The sequence below is a fragment of the Pseudomonas sp. 3MA1 genome, from assembly GCF_029237275.1.
Classification (GTDB): Bacteria; Pseudomonadota; Gammaproteobacteria; order Pseudomonadales; family Pseudomonadaceae; genus Aquipseudomonas; species Aquipseudomonas fluorescens_AP.
Window position 1 is genome coordinate 60,201 of record NZ_JAACFX010000014.1, and the last position, 19,600, is coordinate 79,800.

At 64.8% G+C, this 19,600-nt stretch carries 16 protein-coding genes and 1 tRNA gene; 14 read left to right on the top strand and 3 right to left on the bottom strand.

Translation table 11 applies throughout. The features are described from left to right. Positions 1-175 precede the first annotated feature (175 nt). Positions 176-1,111, top strand: a complete 936-nt coding sequence (locus GWQ44_RS27425; protein WP_275928729.1) for a transporter — start codon at positions 176-178, stop codon at positions 1,109-1,111. Positions 1,112-1,190: 79 nt separating this feature from the next. On the opposite strand, the gene GWQ44_RS27430 is transcribed toward GWQ44_RS27425, so the two are convergent. Beyond that, positions 1,191-3,026: a sigma-54-dependent Fis family transcriptional regulator gene (locus tag GWQ44_RS27430; RefSeq protein WP_275928730.1), complete on the bottom strand. Its 1,836-nt coding sequence runs from the start codon at positions 3,024-3,026 to the stop codon at positions 1,191-1,193. A 512-nt stretch (positions 3,027-3,538) separates the two neighbouring features. Here GWQ44_RS27430 and GWQ44_RS27435 point away from each other — a divergent pair. The 5 genes from GWQ44_RS27435 to GWQ44_RS27455 are packed head-to-tail and all read left to right on the top strand — an operon-like array spanning position 3,539 to position 8,111. Then, positions 3,539-5,014, top strand: coding sequence for an aldehyde dehydrogenase family protein (locus tag GWQ44_RS27435; RefSeq protein WP_275928731.1), 1,476 nt, complete (start codon positions 3,539-3,541; stop codon positions 5,012-5,014). A 48-nt stretch (positions 5,015-5,062) separates the two neighbouring features. Then, a complete protein-coding gene (locus GWQ44_RS27440; protein ID WP_275928732.1) occupies positions 5,063-5,398 on the top strand; it encodes a cytochrome c in 336 nt (111 codons plus the stop codon). A 10-nt stretch (positions 5,399-5,408) separates the two neighbouring features. Then, on the top strand, positions 5,409-6,098 hold the full coding sequence (locus tag GWQ44_RS27445; RefSeq protein WP_275928733.1) for a hypothetical protein: 690 nt from the start codon (positions 5,409-5,411) through the stop codon (positions 6,096-6,098). A 13-nt stretch (positions 6,099-6,111) separates the two neighbouring features. Further along, positions 6,112-7,680: an FAD-binding oxidoreductase gene (locus GWQ44_RS27450; protein WP_275928734.1), complete on the top strand. Its 1,569-nt coding sequence runs from the start codon at positions 6,112-6,114 to the stop codon at positions 7,678-7,680. A gap of 59 nt (positions 7,681-7,739) precedes the next feature. After that, complete coding sequence (locus GWQ44_RS27455) at positions 7,740-8,111, top strand: c-type cytochrome (RefSeq protein WP_275928735.1); 372 nt, start codon at positions 7,740-7,742, stop codon at positions 8,109-8,111. A 95-nt stretch (positions 8,112-8,206) separates the two neighbouring features. Here the strand turns inward: GWQ44_RS27455 and GWQ44_RS27460 are convergent, their stop codons facing one another. Next, positions 8,207-9,424, bottom strand: coding sequence for an MFS transporter (locus GWQ44_RS27460; RefSeq protein WP_275928736.1), 1,218 nt, complete (start codon positions 9,422-9,424; stop codon positions 8,207-8,209). A gap of 326 nt (positions 9,425-9,750) precedes the next feature. Here GWQ44_RS27460 and GWQ44_RS27465 point away from each other — a divergent pair, with 326 nt between their 5' ends. Beyond that, positions 9,751-11,808, top strand: a complete 2,058-nt coding sequence (locus tag GWQ44_RS27465; RefSeq protein WP_275928737.1) for a methyl-accepting chemotaxis protein — start codon at positions 9,751-9,753, stop codon at positions 11,806-11,808. 12 nt (positions 11,809-11,820) lie between these two features. Here the strand turns inward: GWQ44_RS27465 and GWQ44_RS27470 are convergent, their stop codons facing one another. After that, on the bottom strand, positions 11,821-12,726 hold the full coding sequence (locus tag GWQ44_RS27470) for a LysR substrate-binding domain-containing protein (protein ID WP_275928738.1): 906 nt from the start codon (positions 12,724-12,726) through the stop codon (positions 11,821-11,823). 227 nt (positions 12,727-12,953) lie between these two features. On the opposite strand from GWQ44_RS27470, the gene GWQ44_RS27475 reads away from it, so the two are divergent. The 7 genes from GWQ44_RS27475 (at position 12,954) to GWQ44_RS27505 (ending at position 19,584) form a co-directional block, all read left to right on the top strand. Then, on the top strand, positions 12,954-14,072 hold the full coding sequence (locus GWQ44_RS27475; protein ID WP_275928739.1) for an ABC transporter ATP-binding protein: 1,119 nt from the start codon (positions 12,954-12,956) through the stop codon (positions 14,070-14,072). Positions 14,073-14,087: 15 nt separating this feature from the next. Next, positions 14,088-15,008, top strand: a complete 921-nt coding sequence (locus GWQ44_RS27480) for an ABC transporter permease (RefSeq protein WP_103741952.1) — start codon at positions 14,088-14,090, stop codon at positions 15,006-15,008. Further along, positions 15,005-15,814: an ABC transporter permease gene (locus tag GWQ44_RS27485; RefSeq protein WP_275928740.1), complete on the top strand. Its 810-nt coding sequence runs from the start codon at positions 15,005-15,007 to the stop codon at positions 15,812-15,814. The genes GWQ44_RS27480 and GWQ44_RS27485 overlap by 4 nt, the downstream gene beginning before the upstream one ends. 27 nt (positions 15,815-15,841) lie before the next feature. Then, positions 15,842-16,876, top strand: coding sequence for an extracellular solute-binding protein (locus GWQ44_RS27490; RefSeq protein WP_275928741.1), 1,035 nt, complete (start codon positions 15,842-15,844; stop codon positions 16,874-16,876). A gap of 70 nt (positions 16,877-16,946) precedes the next feature. Further along, the gene (locus GWQ44_RS27495) at positions 16,947-18,410 is read left to right on the top strand and encodes an amidase (protein WP_275928742.1); all 1,464 of its coding nucleotides are present in this window, start codon (positions 16,947-16,949) and stop codon (positions 18,408-18,410) included. A 77-nt stretch (positions 18,411-18,487) separates the two neighbouring features. Continuing rightward, positions 18,488-18,564: transfer RNA gene (locus tag GWQ44_RS27500), tRNA-Met, on the top strand. 180 nt (positions 18,565-18,744) lie between these two features. Then, a complete protein-coding gene (locus tag GWQ44_RS27505; protein WP_275928743.1) occupies positions 18,745-19,584 on the top strand; it encodes a 5'-nucleotidase, lipoprotein e(P4) family in 840 nt (279 codons plus the stop codon). Positions 19,585-19,600: the final 16 nt, after the last annotated feature.

The window sequence follows — 19,600 nt, forward strand, 5'->3', positions numbered from 1 at the left end:
TCTCGCCACAAGACGCCGAAGGCGCTCGCCCACTGCAACGAAAAACAACCTATCCAATTGATTTAAAACGATAAATTAAAGATATAAGGATTGGCACGCTAGTTGAGACGCTCTGCCGGCGCGTCAGGAGCCCTACTCCTGCCAGCGCTCCCATAACAATAAGGCAGACCTTCTCATGCATCAGACCTCCTCGCGCCTGCGCGTCCTTGCACTCACCTCCAGCCTGCTGTTTTGCGCCCACACTTCATGGGTGCAGGCCAGCGAAGGCGGCGTGTCCTCCTGGCCCCTGGGCATCGAACTCTACGGCATGGGCATCCTGCCGCCGCCCGGCACCTATGCCCAGGTTTTCGCCGGCAACTACCTGGCCGACAGCCTGCGGGACAACGCCGGCCACCGCGCGGCCAGCATCGACTTGCGAGTCACCAGCGTGGTGCCACGTTTTGTCTGGGTCACCGAGCAAGAGGTGCTGGGGGGCCATCTCGGTTTCCATGCCCTGCTGCCCCTCAACGACATGCGCCTGAACATCAAGAACGGCCCTCACGATCACAAGCGCGGGATTGGCGACGCCCACCTCGGCCCGGTGCTGGGCTTTCATCACAGCGACAAGTTGCACAGTGCCCTGGGGGTCGATTTCGTCCTGCCCAGCGGCGGCGAATACGACAAGGACGACCTGATCAACCTGGGCAACCACTACTACACCGTGCAAGCGGTGTATGCGATGACCTACACCGATCCGCAGGGCTTCAACGCCGATGTGCGCCTGATGCACGACTACAACTTCGAAAACCGCGCCACCCACTATCAGTCCGGACGCGAGCTGCACGCCGACTACAGCCTCGGCTGGGGGCTGGGCAATGGCTGGGTGATCGGCGTCGGCGGGCACGCCTATCAGCAGATCAGCGACGACAAGTGCAGCGTCACCGATTGCGCCGCCGCGGCCCAGGTGCAAGCCAGCGATGGCAATCGCGGACGCTCGTTCTCCATCGGCCCAGCGGTGCGATTTCAGAGCAAGAGCGGCTGGTCGCTGAGCGCCAAATGGCAGGACGAGTCGGCGGTGCGCAACCGCGCCGAGGGCCAGACCTACTGGCTGAAGTTCACCACCGCGCTCTGAGTCAACACACTCTGAATCAGCGCACTCTGAAGCGTCGAACGCCGCGCCCTCTGCTGCCGAAACGCAGTAGCGGGCCGGCTCAACGGCCCTTGAGCCGATAGCTGACCTGAGCCCGGCTCATGCCGAGCATCTGCGCCGCCGCGGTAATGTTGCCTCCGGAGCGCTCCAGGGCCAGATGCACCAGGCGCAATTCGATCTCTTCCAGGGACGTGCTCAAGGCCGGTGCCCGCCCGGAGAGAAACGCCTGCAGGCTGGCCAGCTCCGGCTCCTCGAGCGGAGGCTCATCCGCCCTGGCCGTCGCTGACAAGGGCGCAGGCTCGCGCACCGTCGGTGGCACCAGGCGCCCGTCGGCATTCAAGCCAATGGCGACACCCGCCAGCGGCGTCCCCGCCTCGCTCAGGTGCACCACATCAATGATTTCGCCGTCGCCGGCGGCAATCACGCCGCGCTCGATGAGGTTCTGCAACTCGCGGATATTGCCGGGGAAGCGGTAGGTCAGCAGGGCATTCACCAACCGCGTGCTGCAACCCGCCAGCTGGCGCCCGTGGCGCTGGCTGAAGCGGTGCAGGAAGTAACTCATCAGCAGGGGAATGTCTTCGCGGCGCTCACGCAGGGGCGGCAGATGAATGGGAAACACATTCAGGCGGTAGAACAGGTCCTCGCGAAAGCGCCCGGCCTCCACTTCGCGTCGCAGGTCGAGGTTGGTCGCCGCGATCACTCGCACATCCACCCGCAGCGGCTCGGTGCCCCCCACCCGCTCGATCTCGCCTTCCTGCAAGGCTCGCAGGATCTTGCTCTGGGCCGAAAGGCTGAGGGTGGCAATTTCATCGAGAAACAAGGTGCCGCCATGAGCCCGCTCGAAGCGCCCCGGGCGCGAGCGATCGGCGCCGGTAAAGGCCCCCCGCTCCACGCCGAACAGTTCGGCCTCCACCAGGTTTTCCGGCAGGGTCGCGCAGTTCAGCGCCACCAGCGGCTGCTGCCGACGACTGCTGGCCTGATGCAGATGGCGCGCGAACAACTCCTTGCCCACCCCCGACTCCCCGGTCAGCAGCACCGTGGCCTGGGTCGGCGCCACCCGCTGCAACAACTGGCTGGCGGCCACAAAGGCCGCCGAGATGCCGACCAATTGCTGTTCACCGGGCGCTACCGGCAGCTCGGCGACCTGGGTCTGCACCCCCGAGGCATAGGCGCTGCGGCTGAGAAAATCCCCCGGGTCGAGGTACATCAGGTCGACATCGATGTCGTCCCACAGCTGCGCCGGCTTGCCGACAATCCGACAGGCCGGCTGCCCCATCGACCGGCATTCCAGCTCGCGAAACACCACCAGCCGCCCCAGCAGCGACGAGGCGTAGCCACTGGCATAGCCGATCTCCATCCAGCACGCCGGCTCGCCGCCCAGGCCATAGGCGGCGATGTGCTCGTCGTCCTCCAAGGAGTTGTGCCAGAGAAATTCCGAATAGAAATGGCCGATGCTGGAGTCGATCTCGAAGCGCACCACCTCGACATTGACCATGCCTTCGAGCATGTGCAGGCGCGGCCCGGCGCTGTAGAGGCTGGCGTGATCGCCTTCCGGCCACTGTTCGCTGACCTGTGCCGCGTCCCGGGCGCCGGCCTGCCAGCCGATGCGGGTGATCAGGCCACGGGCCTTGTCGAAGCCCAGGGCCTCGATCAATTCACGACGGATGGAGCCGAACGCCGAACCCTGCATCAGCATCATCCGCTGCCCGCACAGCCAGATGCTGCCGTCCTGGGGGGCGAAGGCCACGGTCTCGGCCAGTTGCTCGGCCGAAGGCAGGCCGCTGGCCTCGAATTGACTGGTGCGATCGACGATCAAGCGCTTTTGCCGCCCCAGCATCTGCTTGAGGAAATCTTCATCCGCAGGACGGCCGGGCTGGCTGGAAGGAGAACGAGTCATGGGCAATCAACAGGCAGCTCAGGGGCCTTGCAGTATGCCCCGGCGCTTTGCCAGGTCAATCGCCGTCCCTGCTTGCTAAGAGCGATGCGCAGATTCTGGCCGGTAACCGCACAGTTTCCGCAAGCGCCCCGGCAGTGCCGAGCTTTCGACGCCCTTGCGACTTCTCTGCATAAATTTCCGCAGTGCGCCCCGCACGACGGTCCTCCCGGCAACCAGGTCAATCATCTAACCAATTGTTTTAAAACAATATTTTCACGAAAAACGACCGTGGCACGATAGTTGTTATGCACAGGCAGACGCTCATCCATAACAAGACAACAGGTGACCTTGCCATGCTTTCTGCCTTCCTCACGCCTCCCCCGCCCTACCCCTCACGCCTGCGCCACGGCCCATTGCGCAACGCAGCCCGTCTCGGCTGAAACGCCGCCGTACCGGGCACCCATCCCTACACTCAAACGCCATCGGCTTGATTGCTGACAGCCGGGCCATGGCCACGAACAAGAGAGCACCCCATGACTGCGACTCGACCTGCCTATCAACATCTGGAACTGCAACCCATCGCCGGACAATGGCGCGCCGGCAGCAGCGGCCAAGCGCTGGCCGTCCTCGACCCGTTCACCGAGCAATGCCTGCTGCAGATCAGCCTGGCCAACCGCCAGGACCTCGACCAGGCCTATGCCAAGGCCCGCCAGACCCAGGCGCAATGGGCCGCCAGCGCGCCAGCGCAACGCAGCGAAGTGCTGCTCAACGCCGCGCGGATCTTCGATGAACGCCGCGAGGAAATCATCGGCTGGCTGGTCCGCGAGTCCGGCAGTACCCGGATCAAGGCGCAGATCGAATGGGGCGCGGCCCGCGCCATCATCGTCGAGGCGGCCAGCCTGCCCAGCCGGGTCCATGGGCGGATCGTCGCCTCCAACGTCCCCGGCAAGGAAAGCCGCGTCTACCGCAAGCCGCTGGGGGTGATCGGGGTGATCAGCCCCTGGAACTTCCCCCTGCACCTGAGCGCCCGCTCCCTGGCGCCGGCCCTGGCCCTGGGCAACGCGGTGGTGATCAAGCCCGCCAGCGACACCCCGGTGACCGGCGGCCTGCTGCTGGCACGGATCTTCGAGGAAGCCGGCCTGCCCGCCGGGGTGCTCAGCGTGGTGGTCGGCACCGGGGCGGAAATCGGCGATGCCTTTGTCGAGCACCCGGTGCCGGCGTTCATCTCCTTCACCGGCTCGACCCAGGTCGGCCGCAATATCGGGCGCATCGCCAGTGGCGGCGAGCACCTCAAGCACGTGGCCCTGGAGCTGGGTGGCAACAGCCCCTTCGTGGTCCTGGCCGATGCCGACCTGGAACAGGCGGTGAACGCCGCGGTGGTGGGCAAGTTCCTGCACCAGGGGCAGATCTGCATGGCGATCAACCGCATCATCGTCGAACAACCAGTGCTGCAAGCCTTTACCCAACGCTTTGTCGAACGGGTCAAGGCCCTGCCCTACGGCGACCCGAACCTGGCGGCCACGGTGGTCGGCCCGGTGATCAACCACAAACAGCTGGCCGGCCTGCAAGACAAGATCAACCTGGCCCTGAGCGAGGGGGCGACCTTGCTGGTGGGCGGCCCGGCTTCGGGTAACGTGCTGCCACCCCACGTGTTCGGCGACGTCAGCGCCGACATGGAGATTGCCCGCGAGGAAATCTTCGGCCCCTTGGTCGGCATCCAGGGCGCACGGGATGCCGAGCACGCCCTGGAGCTGGCCAATGCCAGCGAGTACGGCCTGTCCAGCGCCGTGTTCAGCGCCAGCCCGGAGCGTGGCGTGCAGTTCGCCCAACGCCTGCACGCGGGCATGAGCCACGTCAACGACATGCCGGTCAACGATGAACCCAACGCACCCTTTGGCGGTGAAAAGAACTCGGGCCTGGGCCGCTTCAACGGCGACTGGGCCATCGATGAATTCACCACCGACCACTGGATCACCCTGCAACACACACCGCGCCCCTATCCGTTCTGAGCAGGGCGCCTATCCACCGAATCACCCCATAACAATACGGAGTACGCCATGTCCTCGCTCCTCAACAGCCCAGCTGTGAAACGCAGCCTTGCCCTGTGCCTGAGCCTGCCCCTGGCGGTGCTGGCCACTACGGCCGCCGCCGATGGCGATGGCGTCTGGAAAAACGGTGAAAACGTCTACGCCAAGGTCTGCGGCCACTGCCACGAAAAGCACGTCGGCCCGCAGATCAAGGGACGCCAACTGCCAACGCCCTACATCACCGCGGTGGTGCGCAACGGCTTTCGCGCGATGCCGGCATTCCCGGCGTCGTTCATCGACGACAACGCCTTGCAGCAGGTCGCCGACTACATCTCCAAAGCCCCGGCCACGGCCGCCCAACCCTGAGGAGGCGCCCATGAACATTGAACGTCGCTCGTTGCTCAAGGGCATGGCCCTGGGCGGTCTGGCCAGCGTCGCAGTGACCGGCCCCGGCCTGAGCCTGGCCAACAGCGTGCTGGGCCCGTCCACGGGCAAGCGCCTGCCCACCCTGGCCCTGGTCAGCGCCGCCGTCGCCGACTCGGCTTTCGTCCAGGGCATCAACGCCAGCCCGGCGGCGCGCCAGGTCAGCGTGCAACGCTGGGAAGCCAGCCTGGCGTCGATCCTGGCGCTGCAACAACGCCTGGGCAGTGGCCAGCCACAACGCATCATCGGCCTGCTGGACGATGCCAGCGCCGCCCTGGTGCTCGACCAGGCCCGCAGCGCCGGGGCCCGAGTGCACTGGCTCGGCCAGCACCACAGCGATGCGCGGACCTCGCGTCACCAACTGCTGGGCACCACGGCCGCCGATGGCTGCGCCTTGCAACTGGGCCTGCAATTGAACGCCTGTGGCGCCGGTTTCAGCCTCAGCGAACAGCGCCTGCTGGCACAACCGGCATTCCAGGCCGGCGCCCGCGCTCGCGACCCGCGCAGCGCCGAACAGTGGGCCGCCACCCTCGGCTACAGCCTGGCCGAACTGGCCAGCGGCCGTCTCGGCCAGGCGCCATTGGCCAGCCCCCGGGCCGTGCCATTGAGCGGCCATTTCGTTTCGTTCTCGATTGAGGCTTGAAGGAGCTGATCCAATGACTGAGCAAACCCAGAAGCCACTGTTGCCACGGGGCGTGAATGCAGCCCACTTCAACCAGGCCATCGCCCAGTTCCGTGCCCTGCTGGGGGACGAGAACGTATTGGTCAAGGACGACCAGCTGGTGCCCTACACCAAGATCATGATGGCGGTGGACACCGCCGAGCACATGCCCTCGGCCGCCGTCACCGCCACCAGTGTCGAGCAGGTGCAAGGAGTGGTGAAGATCTGCAACGAGCACAAGATTCCGGTCTGGACCATCTCCACCGGACGCAACTTCGGCTACGGCTCGGCAGCGCCCGGCCAGCGCGGCCAGGTGATTCTCGACCTGAAGAAGATGAACAAGATCCTTCATGTCGACCCGGAATTGTGCACCGCGCTGGTGGAGCCCGGGGTCACCTACCAGCAGCTCTACGACTACATCCAGGAACACAACCTGCCGCTGATGCTGTCCTTCTCGGCGCCTTCGGCCATCGCCGGCCCCCTGGGCAACACCATGGACCGCGGCGTCGGCTACACCCCCTACGGCGAACACTTCCTCATGCAATGCGGCATGGAGGTGGTGCTGGCCAACGGCGACGTCTATCGCACCGGCATGGGCGGGGTCAAAGGCGACAACGCCTGGCAGGTGTTCAAGTGGGGCTACGGCCCGACCCTGGACGGCATGTTCACCCAGGCCAACTACGGCATCTGCACCAAGATGGGCTTCTGGCTGATGCCCAAGCCGCCGGTGTTCAAGCCGTTCGAGATCAAGTTCGAGAACGAGTCGGACATCGCCGAGATCGTCGAATTCATCCGCCCGCTGCGCATCGCCCAGGTGATTCCCAACTCGGTGGTGATCGCCGGCGTGCTGTGGGAGGCCGCCACCTGCAACACCCGCCGCGCCGATTACACCAGCGAGCCGGGCGCCACCTCCGAGGCCATCCTCAAGCAGATCCAGAAGGACAAGAACCTCGGCGCCTGGAACGTCTACGCCGCCCTGTACGGCACTCAGGAGCAGGTGGACGTCAACTGGAAGATCGTCAATCAGGCCCTCAAGGCCCTGGGCAAGGGACGCCTCGTCACCCAGGAGGAGGCCGGCACCACCCAACCCTTCCTGTACCGCTCGCAACTGATGTCCGGGGTGCCCAACCTGCAAGAGTTCGGCCTGTACAACTGGCGCGGCGGCGGTGGCTCGATGTGGTTCGCGCCGGTGAGCCAGGCCCGCGGCAGCGAGTGCAACAAGCAGCAGGCCCTGGCCAAGCGAATCCTCAACAAACACGGCCTGGACTATGTGGGCGAATTCATCGTCGGCTGGCGCGACATGCACCACGTGATCGACGTGCTGTATGACCGCAGCAACCCGGAGGAAACCCGCCGCGCCAACGCCTGCTTCGCCGAACTGCTGGATGCGTTCGAACAGCAAGGCTATGCCGTGTACCGGGTCAACACCGCCTTCCAGGAGCGGGTGGCGCAGAGCTATGGCCCGGTCAAGCGCAAGGTCGAGCACGCCATCAAGCGCGCCCTGGACCCGAACAACATCCTCGCCCCGGGCAAATCCGGGATCGACCTGGCCAACCCTTTCTAAGCCGCGTACACGCCCCGTCGGCAGCACGCCACGGGGCCCTTTGAGCCACAGGAAAATCCATGAAATACACCCAACTGCTCGCAGCCCAAGCGCTGCTGCTGGCCGCGCCACTGGCCCTGGCCGACGGCGACGCGGTCCTCGGCAAGGCCCTGTTCAGCGCCCAATGCGGCTTTTGCCACAGTGCCGAGAACGGCAAACACCTGATGGGCCCCAGCCTGCACCAAGTCTTCGGACGGGCCAGCGCCCAGGCCCAGGGCTTCAGCTACTCCAGTGCCCTGCAAGGCGCCGGCCTGCAATGGAACGACGCCACCCTGGAGCGCTGGTTGAGCAACCCGGCGACCCTGGTGCCGGGCAACAACATGATGTTTCCCGGCCAGCCCGACCCGCAGAGCCGGCAGCACCTGATTGCCTACCTGAAAAGCCTGCATTGACGGCACAGGCCGCGCCGTCGCAGCTGCGCCAACGCTGAAACGACAACGCCCGGAGCCTGGCCCCGGGCGTTTTCTGACCCGCCCAACAACGCCCGTCAGGCTTTGCGAGTACGCGGCAGGAAGATCGCCAGCACCCCGAACAGCGGCAGGAACGAGCACAGGAAGTACACGTACTCGATGCCATGGATGTCCGCCAGGTGCCCCAGCAGCGCCGCGCCGATCCCGCCAAAACCGAACATCAGGCCGAAGAACACCCCGGCGATCATGCCGACGTTGCCCGGCACCAGTTCCTGGGCGTAGACCACGATGGCGGAGAACGCCGAGGCCAGGATGAAGCCGATCACCACGCTGAGGACGCTGGTCCAGAACAGGTCGACATGGGGCAGCAACAGGGTGAACGGCGCCACCCCGAGGATCGAGAACCAGATCACCGCCTTGCGCCCGATCTTGTCGCCGATCGGCCCGCCGAAGAAGGTTCCCGCCGCCACCGCGCCGAGGAACAGGAACAGGTGCAGTTGCGAGCTGGCCACCGACAGGTCGAATTTCTCGATCAGGTAGAAGGTGAAGTAACTGGTGAAGCTGGCCATGTAGAAGTACTTGGAGAACACCAGCAGCCCGAGGACCACCAGGGCGCTGATCACCCGATTCCTCGACAGCCCGTGGGTCGCCGCCTGGCCCTGCTTGAGCTTGTGCAGGCGCAGGTGGTTGGCGTACCAGCGGCTGATGCCGTAGAGCACCACCAGGGCAAACAGCGCGAACAGGCCGAACCAGGCCACATTGCCCTGGCCGTAGGGAATGATGATCGCCGCGGCCAGCAAGGGGCCGAACGCGGTGCCGGCATTGCCACCGACCTGGAAGCTCGACTGCGCCAGGCCATAGCGCCCGCCGGAAGCCAGCCGGGCGACCCGCGAGGCTTCCGGGTGGAAGGTCGAGGAGCCGATGCCGATCAAGGCCGCGGCCAACAGGATCAGGGCAAAACTGCCCACCTGAGACATCATCAGAATGCCGATCAGGGTGCAGACCATGCCCGCCGGCAGCAGGAACGGCAGAGGCCGCCGATCGGTGTAGAAACCGACCCAGGGCTGCAACAGCGATGCGGTGAGCTGAAAGGTCAGGGTGATCAGCCCGACCTGGGTAAAGCTCAGGCCGTAGTTGCTCTTGAGCATCGGGTAGATCGCCGGCAACACCGCCTGGATCAGGTCATTGATCAAATGGGCCAGGGCCACGGCACCAATGATGCGCAGGACCAGTGGGCTGCTTTGCGAAGCAGAAGAAGTCGTCGTTGCGACGGTCTGAGGGTTGCTGCTAGCCATAGGATTTTCCGTACAACGGGTGGGTGCACAGGGGCAGGTGCGCCAATGTGCCATTTTTCAGTGCGCCCGCGCCATCCCATTAGCTTGCTAACGACTTCAGCCAGCCGACTGATAGCCCATCGCCATGGTCTGAATCTTGCTCCTGCCGCCACACCAACCCGACGCCCTTACCCAGGGTGGCGAAAATGGGAAGTAACGCTACAGCGCCGGCATGATCCTGGCGCCGGTTGCACACTTTCCGAGGCGTTTTTACGAGGGCACAGGGTCCGGGCCAGCCGCCTCGACCGCACGCCAATGGTGCGTGGTGCCCAAAGGAGCAGTAGTGCATGCATCTATTTCTGGCACCGGGCATGGCGTTGTTGGGGCGTTTTGGCTTCGCTCGCAAATTCCAGCTGTTGTTTCTGCTGTTCATCCTGCCGCTGCTGGGCAGTCTGTGGATGATCGGCCAGGACTACCGCGACAGGCTTGGCCTGATGGCCACCGAACGCTCCGGGATCCGCCAACTGCAAGCCCTGGATACTCTGGACAACCTGCTGACCGCACAGCGTGATCGTGCCGCCCGCTGGCGCGCCACCGAGACCAACCGCCAGCCGACGCCGGCGACCCTCGCCGCGGTGGCGGCGTTCGATGCGGTCCAGCCCGGCCTGCTCCAGGCCAGCGAAGAGCTGGGCAATGCCCTGCACCAGGCCGGCGCCGAGGACGACACCCTCGCTCGCTACCGGGCGCTGCAAGGCAGCCTGCAAGGGTTGGACTCGAAAAGCCTGGCCAGTGTCGGCTGGTGGCCGGACGGCTACGAACGCTTCACTTCAGCCCTCGGCGCCCTGCAGGCGCTGCGTGAGCAGATCGCCATGGACACCCGCCTGACCCTGGCTCCCTGGCTGGAAACCTACCTGTTGACGCAGATTGCCACCCAGCATGCCCCGGACCTGATCGAGCGGGTCGGACGCCTGGCAGCCGTTGGCCAAGCCTCGGTGGTATCGGGCCAGTTCACTCTGCAAAGCCGTCTGCAACTGCGGGACTTGCGCAGCCGCATCGGCGATGCCCGCGAACAATTGAGCAAGACCGGCAGCCTGCTGGAAGCCCGCCTGCCCAGCGAACTGCAGGCCTGGGCCGGGCGCTATCAGGACAGCCTGAAGCAGCTGGACGAGCAGTTGAAAGTGCTGGATGACGGGCTGTTCGCCGGCAGCATCATCCTCAAGCCGCAAGCCTTCGAACAAGGCCTCGATACCCTGTTGGGCCAGCTGGCGAACTTGCGCCAGGACTCCCTGGCCGCCCTCGACAGCCGTCTGGATCACTACCAGGGTTCAGCCCTGCGCCAGCTGATCCTGGTGGCTACGGTGCTCGGTTGCCTGGTGCTGGCAGCGCTGTACCTGTTCGTCTGCCTGCAAGCCTCGATCCGCCGCAGCGCCAGCGGCATCACCCTGCTGGCCGAAGCCCTGCGCGACGGCAATCTGTGCCTGCAAGTGCCGGTACAGGGCCGCGATGAGCTGGCACTGATCAGCACCGCGCTGAACGTGGCCGTGGTGCAACTGCGTGGCAGCCTGCAAGGGGTGGATCACGAAACCCTGCAACTGGGAGACGCGGTGCGCAGCCTCAACCAGCACGCCAGTGGTGCCTTGAGCGAAGTCGAGGCCCAGCAACAGCAGATCAGCCAGATTGCCGCAGCCGCCACACAACTGGCTGCCACGTCCCAAGGGGTCGCACAGAGCTGCGAACAGGCCTCCGGCAGTGCCCAGCAGACCCGAAGCATCGCCAGCGACAGCAGCCGCGACAGCCAGCGCACCACCGCCAGCATCCAGCAACTCAACCAGCGCCTGAACGACACCGCGGCCGCCCTGGGCCGGGTCAGCGAGCAAGGGCAGCAGATCCAGCTGGTGGTGGACACCATTCGCGGCGTGGCCGAGCAGACCAACCTGCTGGCGCTGAACGCCGCCATCGAAGCGGCCCGCGCCGGAGATCAGGGCCGGGGCTTTGCCGTGGTCGCCGACGAAGTGCGCAGCCTGTCCCAGCGCACCCAGTCGTCCACGGCGCAGATCGCCGCCACCGTGGACAGCCTGCGCAGCACGGTGAATGAAGCGGTGAGCCTGATGCAGGCCGCTTGTGACCAAGCCCAGAACGATGCCCAGTCGGTGACCGGCTTGGGCCTGCGCCTGGCGCAGATCGCCGATGCGGTGCAAGGGGTCAGCGACACCCTGGCGCAGATCGCCACCGCCGTGGAGGAACAGGCCTGCACCGCCGATGAAGTCAGCAGCAACATCCAGCACGTGGATCAGGCGGCGGTGCGTCTGCTGGAGGGGGCCCGGGCGGTGAACCTGGCGGCAGACAGCCTGAACCAGGGCAGTCGGGCCCTGAGCGTCAACACCGGGCGCTTCCGCTTGGCCTGAAGCCGACGGCCCTCAAGCCCTCAGCCGAGCCTCGGGGAAGTCCGCTTCGAGCTCGGCCTTGAGCCATTGGATAAACCATTCCACGTCCTCGGACCATTCAGCATCCGGGGTCAGTACGCGGTAGCTTTCCAGCTTCACCTGATCTTCCAGCACCCGCACCAGGGTCCCGGCCTTGAGCTCCTCGCGCACCAGCACTTCATTGGCCAGGGCAATCCCGCCGCCGCTTTCGGCCACCGACAGGGCATGATCGTTGTTCACGTAGATCAGGTCGGAGGTGAGGTGGATATCCAGGCCATTGGCGGCGAACCACAGGTTCCACCACTCGCCGTCATCGAAATGGATCAACTCGTGGCGGGCCAGGTCCGCCGGGCCCTTGATCGGCTCGATACCGGCCAGGTAGGCCGGGGTGCAGATGGGAAACACCCGGGGGCAGATCAGGCTGACCCGCGACTCGGGGTACTGCCCGTCCAGGCCGTAGGCGATCCCCAGGTCGCTGGTCTTGGCGTCCACTTCGGTGAAGGTCGAGTTCGGTTCGATGGCGAACTTCAGGCCCGGGCGCACATGGCGCAGCGCCTCCAGGCGCGGGGTCAGCCAGCGCTTGGCAAACCCCGGCACCACCATGATCCGCAGCCAGCGCTCGGCGGCCTTGGGCTGGGCTTCGCGCCCGGCCTCGATGATCAGTTGCAGGGCGGCGGCGATCTTGCGGTGGTACTTCTCCCCTGCCGGAGTCAGGATCACCCCGCGCGAGGTGCGCTCGAACAGCTGCACTCCGAGCCAGTCCTCCAGCAGCTTCACATGACGGCCGATGGCCGGCTGGGTGACATGCAGCGACTTGGAGGCTTCGACATAACTGCCCAGGCGGGCCGCGGCATCAAAAGCCCGCACCGCATTCAACGGTGGCAAACGCTGCTCGACCATGATTTTGCCCGCCCCTTGCTATTAAATTATTTAACAGCTGGTATGTTAAAATTGATGTTTCGCCCCCGCAACCCCTCACTGATAATCAGCCCCAGCAGAACAATAAGAACCCGCGCAAAGCCTTTAAAAACAGGCTTTGCACGCATCCGAACACATCTCGATCCTGCCCTAAGAAAAACAATATCCATGGCCTGCACGACAGCCCATGGGGGAATCGGAGGTAAGGCATGAATGCCCTGCATTCGCTGCAAACACTGGCGGTGTCGATCCGCTCGGTGCGCAAGGTCTACGGCGATCCACACAGCGGCCCGGTGGCCCTGAAGCACATCGACCTGGACATCCGCGACAACGAATTCTTCACCCTCCTGGGGCCTTCCGGCTGCGGCAAGACCACCTTGTTGCGGATGATCGCCGGCTTCGAATTTCCGACCCAGGGCGAGATCCTCCTCTACGGCGAGAACATCGCCGAGCGGCCGCCCTTCGAGCGTCCGGTAAACACCGTGTTCCAGCATTACGCGCTGTTCCCCCACATGACCCTGGCCGAGAACCTGGCCTTTGGCCTGGAATCCCGGCCCATGGGCCAGGTGCTGAGCAAGGCGCAGATCGCCGAGCGGGTGCGCGAGATGCTGGCCCTGGTGCAGATGGAACGCTTCGCCGGGCGCAAGCCCAACCAACTGTCCGGCGGCCAGCAGCAACGCATCGCCCTGGCCCGGGCCCTGGCGCCCCATCCCAAGGTGCTGTTGCTGGACGAACCGCTGTCGGCCCTGGACCTCAAGCTGCGCCAGGCCATGCGCGAAGAACTCAAGGCGATCCAGGCCAAGACCGGCATCACCTTCATCTTCGTCACCCACGACCAGGAAGAAGCCCTGACCCTGTCCGACCGCATCGCCGTGCTCTCCGAAGGCGAAGTGCAGCAAGTGGGCCGCCCGGAAGAGATCTACGAACAACCGCGCAATCGCTTCGTCGCCGACTTCATCGGTGAAACCAACTTCATCCAGGCCCAGGTCAGCCGCATCGAGGCCGGGCTGGCCTGGTTCAGCGGACCCGCCGGAGAGGCACTGCCGGCGCAACCCTGCAACACAGTCAAAGTCGGCCAGCAGGTCACCCTGTCCGTGCGCCCGGAGCGCCTGCACCTGCGTAGCGAGGCCGCGGAAGGCGCCCTGGCGTGCCGCATCGAGGCGCAGATCTACCTGGGCACCGACCTGCAATACCAGGTCAGCCTTGGCGACGGCACGCGCCTCACCGTGCGTGCGCCCAACAGCCTCGAACACCATCCGCGCCTGAGCGTGGGCAGCCACGCCGGGCTGGTGTTCGAGCGCGGCAGCGCCAGCGTCCTGCTGGATTGACCACGAGGATTCGCCATGCACGCCTCATCGATTTCCCAGCACCTGGAACGGCGCAAGGCCCTGCGCAGTTTTCTCGGGGTCAGCCCGGCGCTGATCGCCATCGGCCTGTTCCTGATCGTGCCAATCCTCATCGTCATCGGTTACTCGCTGATGGAAGCCAACCCCTACGGCGGGGTGAACAAGGTTTTCAGCAGCGACGCCTACACCGCCCTGCTGTTCGAGCGGCAACTGGATGACAGCCTGGCCTTCACCGACTCCTACCTGCTGATCGCCCTGCGCTCCATCGGCATCGCCGGGCTGACCACGGTGATCACCCTGCTGATCGGTTTTCCGGTGGCGGTGTGGCTGGCCATGCAGCCGGTGCAGCGCCGCGGCCTGCTGATCTTCCTGATCACCGTACCGTTCTGGGCCAACCTGCTGATCCGCACCTACGCCTGGATCCTGCTGCTGCGCAACACCGGGGTGATCAACAACAGCCTGATGGACCTGGGGCTGATCCACGAACCGCTGCAACTGCTGTACACCGACGGCGCGGTGCTGCTGGGGCTGGTCTACACCTACGCGCCCTTCGTGGTACTGCCGATCTACGCCACCCTGGAAAAGATGGACATCCGCCTGCTGGAAGCCGCCCAGGACCTCTACGCCGGACGCTGGCGAACCTTGCGCAAGGTGGTGCTGCCAATCGCCAAGCCGGGGATTTTCGCCGGGGCGATCCTCACCTTCGTGCCCTGCCTGGGGGCCATGATCGCCCCGGAACTGCTGGGCGGCGGCACTCGAATGATGCTCGGCAACCTGATCTTCCGGCAGTTCAGCGACGCCCGTAACTGGCCCTTCGGCGCCGCCCTGTCCCTGGTGCTGATGGCCGCGGTGATGCTGGTACTGACCGTCTACGCCCTGCGCGCCCAGCGCCAGCGAACCCTTCAGGAGGGTGCATGATGATCTGCCTGTTCAAACGCAACGGCCTCGGTGTTCAGGACTTTCCCGGCTTCGGCGGTTTCAGCTTCCTGTTCTACCTGTACCTCTACGCGCCGATCCTGGTGCTGGTGGTGTTCTCCTTCAACGCCAACCAGTCGGCCACGGTGTGGAGCGGCTTCAGCCTCGACTGGTACCGCGCGGCGTTCGCCAACCAGGCCCTGCGCCAGGCGGCGGGCAACAGCCTGCTGATCGCCGTGTGCGCCAGCATGGCGGCCACCGCCATCGCCACCCTGGCCGCCCTGGGCACCTCGCGCGGGGCCAGGTTCAAGGGCCTGCAACTGTCCATGGGCGCCATCATGCTGCCCCTGGTGTTGCCGGAAATCGTCGTCGGCGTGGCGACCCTGGCGCTGTTCTCCACGCTGGGGCTGTCCCTGGGCTACGGCAACCTGATCATCGCCCACACGGTGTTCTGCATCCCCTTCGCCTACTTGCCGATCCGCGCCCGCCTCAACGACATGGACCTGTCCCTGGAACACGCCGCGGCGGACCTGTACGCCGGCCCCTGGCGGACCTTTCGCAAGGTGACCCTGCCGCTGCTGATGCCGGGGATCGTCTCCGGGCTGATGCTGGCCTTCATCGTCTCCCTGGATAACTTCGTGATCTCGATGATGGTGTCCCAGGCCGGCACCACCACCCTGCCGATCTTCATCTTCGGCCTGTTGCGCATGGGCGTGACACCCGACGTCAACGCCGTGTCGACGCTGATCCTCGGCGTCTCGGTGCTGTTCGTCAGCCTCTCTTACCTGTTGAGCAAGAAACACCCTTGAACCGTCCACTGACCTTGGGGAAATGCCATGAGCAAGTTGATCGCAAGTCTGGGAACCTCGCTGCTGCTGAGCCTGCCACTGGCGGTGCAGGCCGCCGAAAAACTCAACGTCGTGAGCTGGAGCGGCTACTTTTCGCCGGAAATTCTCGCCAAGTTCCAGAAGCAGACCGGCATCGAGGTCACGGTGGATTCCTACGATTCCAATGAAACCCTGCTGGCCAAACTGAAACAGGGCGGCACTGGATATGACGTGGCGATCCCCTCCCACCAGTTCATCCCGATCCTGATCAAGGAGCAGTTGCTGGAACGCTTCGATCCGGCCCAGCAGCCCTACTACGCCGGTGTGGTCGACAACCTGAAAAAGCCGACCTGGGACCCTGAAGGCGCCTACTCGGTGCCCTTCATCTGGGGCACCACCAGCGTGGTGCTCAACGGCGAACGCTACACAGGCCCGAGCGACAGCTACAAGGTGCTCTACGAACCGCCAGCGGAGCTGCAGGGGCGGATCAACATGTTCGACTCGGTGAGCGAAGTGATCGACATGGCCAGCCTGTACCTGAACATTCCGCTGTGCAGCGAAGACCCCAAGCAGATGCAGCAGATCCTTGGCCTGCTCAAGGCGCAGAAGCCCTTCGTCAAGACCTACAGCTCCAAGGCCGGGGCGATCCGCGAGAACCTGGCGGCCGGGGAAATCGACATGTCGATGTTCTGGGGCGGCTCGTCGATGCGTGCCCGGGAGATGAAGCCCAGCCTGAAATACCTCTACCCCAAAGAGGGCGTGCTGGCCTGGGTGGACAACATGGTCATCCCCAAGGGCAGCAAGCACCCGGCGAACGCCAAGGCCTTCATCGCCTTCCTCAGCCAGCCTGAGAATGCCGCCATGACCCAGAACTTCCTCAAGCACCAGAGCCCGATCAAGGGCGTCGAACCCTTCCTCGACGCGGGGCTCAAGGATGCCCCCGAGCTGCACATTCCCGAGGGCACCAAGGTGGTTTTCAGCCAGACCTGCGGCGAAGGCGCGATCCGCCTCGCCGACCGCCTGTGGACCAACCTGATGCGCTGATCGGCATCGATTTCTGCCGCCCCGGCCAGGAGGCCGGGGCGTTTTTCCAGCCGTTGAAAGGCCCCCTGCCATGACTGCCAATCCCCCCAGCGAACTGGTCCTGCTCCAGGCCCATGAACTCGCCGAGCGTATCCGCCTGCGTCAGGTTTCCTGCCGGGAAGTGATGCAGACCTACCTTGCCCACATCGAAGGCTACAACCCCCTGGTCAATGCCCTGGTCAGCCTGCAACCGGCCGACAGCCTGCTGGCCCAGGCCGAGCAGCGCGATGCCGAACTGGCCCGTGGCGAGTACCGTGGCTGGATGCACGGCCTGCCCCACGCGATCAAGGACCTGTCGCTGACCCAGGGCATCCGCACCACCCTGGGCTCGCCGCTGTACCGGGATTTCATCCCCGAGCGCGACGGCATCATGGTGGAACGGATCAAGGCCGCCGGGGCAATCATCATCGGCAAGAGCAACACCCCGGAGTTCGGCCTCGGCTCGCAGACCTACAACCCGCTGTTCGGCGCCACCGGCTGCGCCTATGACCCAAGCAAGACCGCCGGTGGCAGCAGTGGCGGTGCCGCCGCGGCCCTGGCCCTGCACTTGGTGCCGGTGGCCGACGGCAGCGACATGATGGGCTCGCTGCGCAACCCGGCGGCCTTCAACAACATCTTCGGCTTCCGCCCGTCCCAGGGCCGGGTGCCGTTCGACGACAGCAGCGACCTGTTCATCGACCAGCTCGGCTACGAAGGCCCCATGGCCCGCAGCGTGCGCGATGCAGCGCTGCTGCTGTCGGTGCAAGCCGGTGGCGATGCGCGGGCGCCGCTGTCCATCAGTGAGTCCGGCCAGGGCTTCGCCGCGCCACTGGAGCGCGACTTCAAGGGCACGCGCCTGGGTTGGCTGGGGGACTTCGACGGTTACCTGCCGATGGAGAAAGGAGTAATGGCGCTCTGCGAAAAGGCCTTGGGCGATTTCCGCAGCCTGGGCTGCAGCGTCGAGCCGGCCCGCCCAGAGTTTGCCCCCGAGCGCCTGTGGAGCAGTTGGCGCACCTTGCGCCACTGGATGGTCGCCGGCTCCCTGGGCAACGCCTATGCCGACCCGCACAAGCGTTCACAGCTCAAGGCAGAAGCCATCTGGGAAGTGGAAAACGGCCTCAAGCTGTCCGCCAGCCAGGTCTTCGACGCCTCGGTGATTCGCAGCGACTGGTACCGCGCCATTTCAAAGCTGTTCCAACGCTTCGATTACCTGCTGCTGCCCAGCGCCCAGGTCTTCCCCTTCGACAAGAACATCCCCTGGCCGCGCAGCATCGCAGGCGTGGCCATGGACACCTATCACCGCTGGATGGAGGTGGTGATTCCCGGCACCTTGTCCGGCTGCCCGGTGGCCAGCGTGCAGGCCGGCTTCAACGCCGACGGCCTGCCCATGGGCTTGCAGATCATCGGCAAACACCAGGCCGACTTCGCCGTCCTGCAACTGGCCCACGCCTACGAACAGGCCAGCCGCTGGTTCCAGCGCTGCCCATCGCCACTGATTTCGGGGGGGAAGGGATAAACGGTTGATAGCGTAGATAATTTTTTTATAAAAACGCTTGACGCATTGTCGTTCCGAGCGAATAATGCGCGCCACTTGGCTACATAGCTCAGTTGGTTAGAGCATAGCATTCATAATGCTGGGGTCCGGGGTTCAAGTCCCTGTGTAGCCACCAAGTACTAAAAACGGCTTACCGCAAGGTAGGCCGTTTTTTTATGCCCGCGAAAAAGTACCGGGAATTACGCCGCATTGATCCACAAACGCGACACCCGCATTGAGCACCGCCACTGCCTGGGATAGAACACGGCGGCAGTGTTTGTGAGAGCTGCGCCATCCTCACTTCAAGGGCTCGAAAATGAAAATAAAAACTACCGGACCCGCGGTCGCTCCCTGGCTGTTCTCGCTTCTGGCAATCGGCTGTACCCCGACCTTCGCCGAGCAGGTTCCCACCCCGCCCTCCAACCTGTTGACCGCCGCCGTGGCCTGGAAGCAGACCGCCGCCGAATTCGAGGCGCTGTACTACCAGGGCTTCAACATCGCCCGCCTGCAACTGGACCGTGCCCTGCAGGAGCACAAGGCCGGCGACCGGCCGCTGGCGATCATCAGCGACGTCGACGACACCGTGCTCAGCAGCAACAGCTACTGGGGCTACATGATCAATTCGGGGAAAGAGTTCTTCGACGACGAGGCCTGGGACAAGTGGGTCGCGGACAATGGCCCGGTGGCCACTCCGGGCGCCGTGGAATTCCTCAAGTACGCCCAGTCCAAAGGCGTCGAGGTGTTCTACGTCACCAGCCGCGACCAGGGCGAAAAGACCTACGACCACGCCCTGTCCAACCTGCGCAAGAACCAGTTGCCCTACGCCGATGAACAGCACCTGACGGTGTACCGCGACAGCTCCAACAAGGAGCCACGGCAGCAGGAAATCGCCAAGGACCACAACGTGGTGCTGATGCTGGGCGACAACCTCAACGACTTCAAACGCAAGTACTACGTGGCCGACGTCAAGCAGCGCAGCAGCCTGATGACCGAGGACAAGCAGCAGTTCGGGCGCAAGTTCATCCTCTTCCCCAACCCCACCGACGGCCATTGGTTGAAAGCAATCTTCGGTGATTCCGAACCGCCGGCCACGCCGGAAAACCGCGCCAAGTTCAAGGCGGCGGCCGGAGCTAACGCCTGGCAGGTGAAAGACTAACCACGCAACACCACAG

Excerpts from the sequence above, each read along its gene's own strand:
- GWQ44_RS27425 (WP_275928729.1), top strand. The coding sequence starts at position 176 with ATGCATCAGACCTCCTCGCGCCTGCGCGTCCTTGCACTCACCTCCAGC.
- GWQ44_RS27430 (WP_275928730.1), bottom strand. The coding sequence starts at position 3,026 with ATGACTCGTTCTCCTTCCAGCCAGCCCGGCCGTCCTGCGGATGAAGAT.
- GWQ44_RS27435 (WP_275928731.1), top strand. The coding sequence starts at position 3,539 with ATGACTGCGACTCGACCTGCCTATCAACATCTGGAACTGCAACCCATC.
- GWQ44_RS27440 (WP_275928732.1), top strand. The coding sequence starts at position 5,063 with ATGTCCTCGCTCCTCAACAGCCCAGCTGTGAAACGCAGCCTTGCCCTG.
- GWQ44_RS27445 (WP_275928733.1), top strand. The coding sequence starts at position 5,409 with ATGAACATTGAACGTCGCTCGTTGCTCAAGGGCATGGCCCTGGGCGGT.
- GWQ44_RS27450 (WP_275928734.1), top strand. The coding sequence starts at position 6,112 with ATGACTGAGCAAACCCAGAAGCCACTGTTGCCACGGGGCGTGAATGCA.
- GWQ44_RS27455 (WP_275928735.1), top strand. The coding sequence starts at position 7,740 with ATGAAATACACCCAACTGCTCGCAGCCCAAGCGCTGCTGCTGGCCGCG.
- GWQ44_RS27460 (WP_275928736.1), bottom strand. The coding sequence starts at position 9,424 with ATGGCTAGCAGCAACCCTCAGACCGTCGCAACGACGACTTCTTCTGCT.
- GWQ44_RS27465 (WP_275928737.1), top strand. The coding sequence starts at position 9,751 with ATGCATCTATTTCTGGCACCGGGCATGGCGTTGTTGGGGCGTTTTGGC.
- GWQ44_RS27470 (WP_275928738.1), bottom strand. The coding sequence starts at position 12,726 with ATGGTCGAGCAGCGTTTGCCACCGTTGAATGCGGTGCGGGCTTTTGAT.
- GWQ44_RS27475 (WP_275928739.1), top strand. The coding sequence starts at position 12,954 with ATGAATGCCCTGCATTCGCTGCAAACACTGGCGGTGTCGATCCGCTCG.
- GWQ44_RS27480 (WP_103741952.1), top strand. The coding sequence starts at position 14,088 with ATGCACGCCTCATCGATTTCCCAGCACCTGGAACGGCGCAAGGCCCTG.
- GWQ44_RS27485 (WP_275928740.1), top strand. The coding sequence starts at position 15,005 with ATGATGATCTGCCTGTTCAAACGCAACGGCCTCGGTGTTCAGGACTTT.
- GWQ44_RS27490 (WP_275928741.1), top strand. The coding sequence starts at position 15,842 with ATGAGCAAGTTGATCGCAAGTCTGGGAACCTCGCTGCTGCTGAGCCTG.
- GWQ44_RS27495 (WP_275928742.1), top strand. The coding sequence starts at position 16,947 with ATGACTGCCAATCCCCCCAGCGAACTGGTCCTGCTCCAGGCCCATGAA.
- GWQ44_RS27505 (WP_275928743.1), top strand. The coding sequence starts at position 18,745 with ATGAAAATAAAAACTACCGGACCCGCGGTCGCTCCCTGGCTGTTCTCG.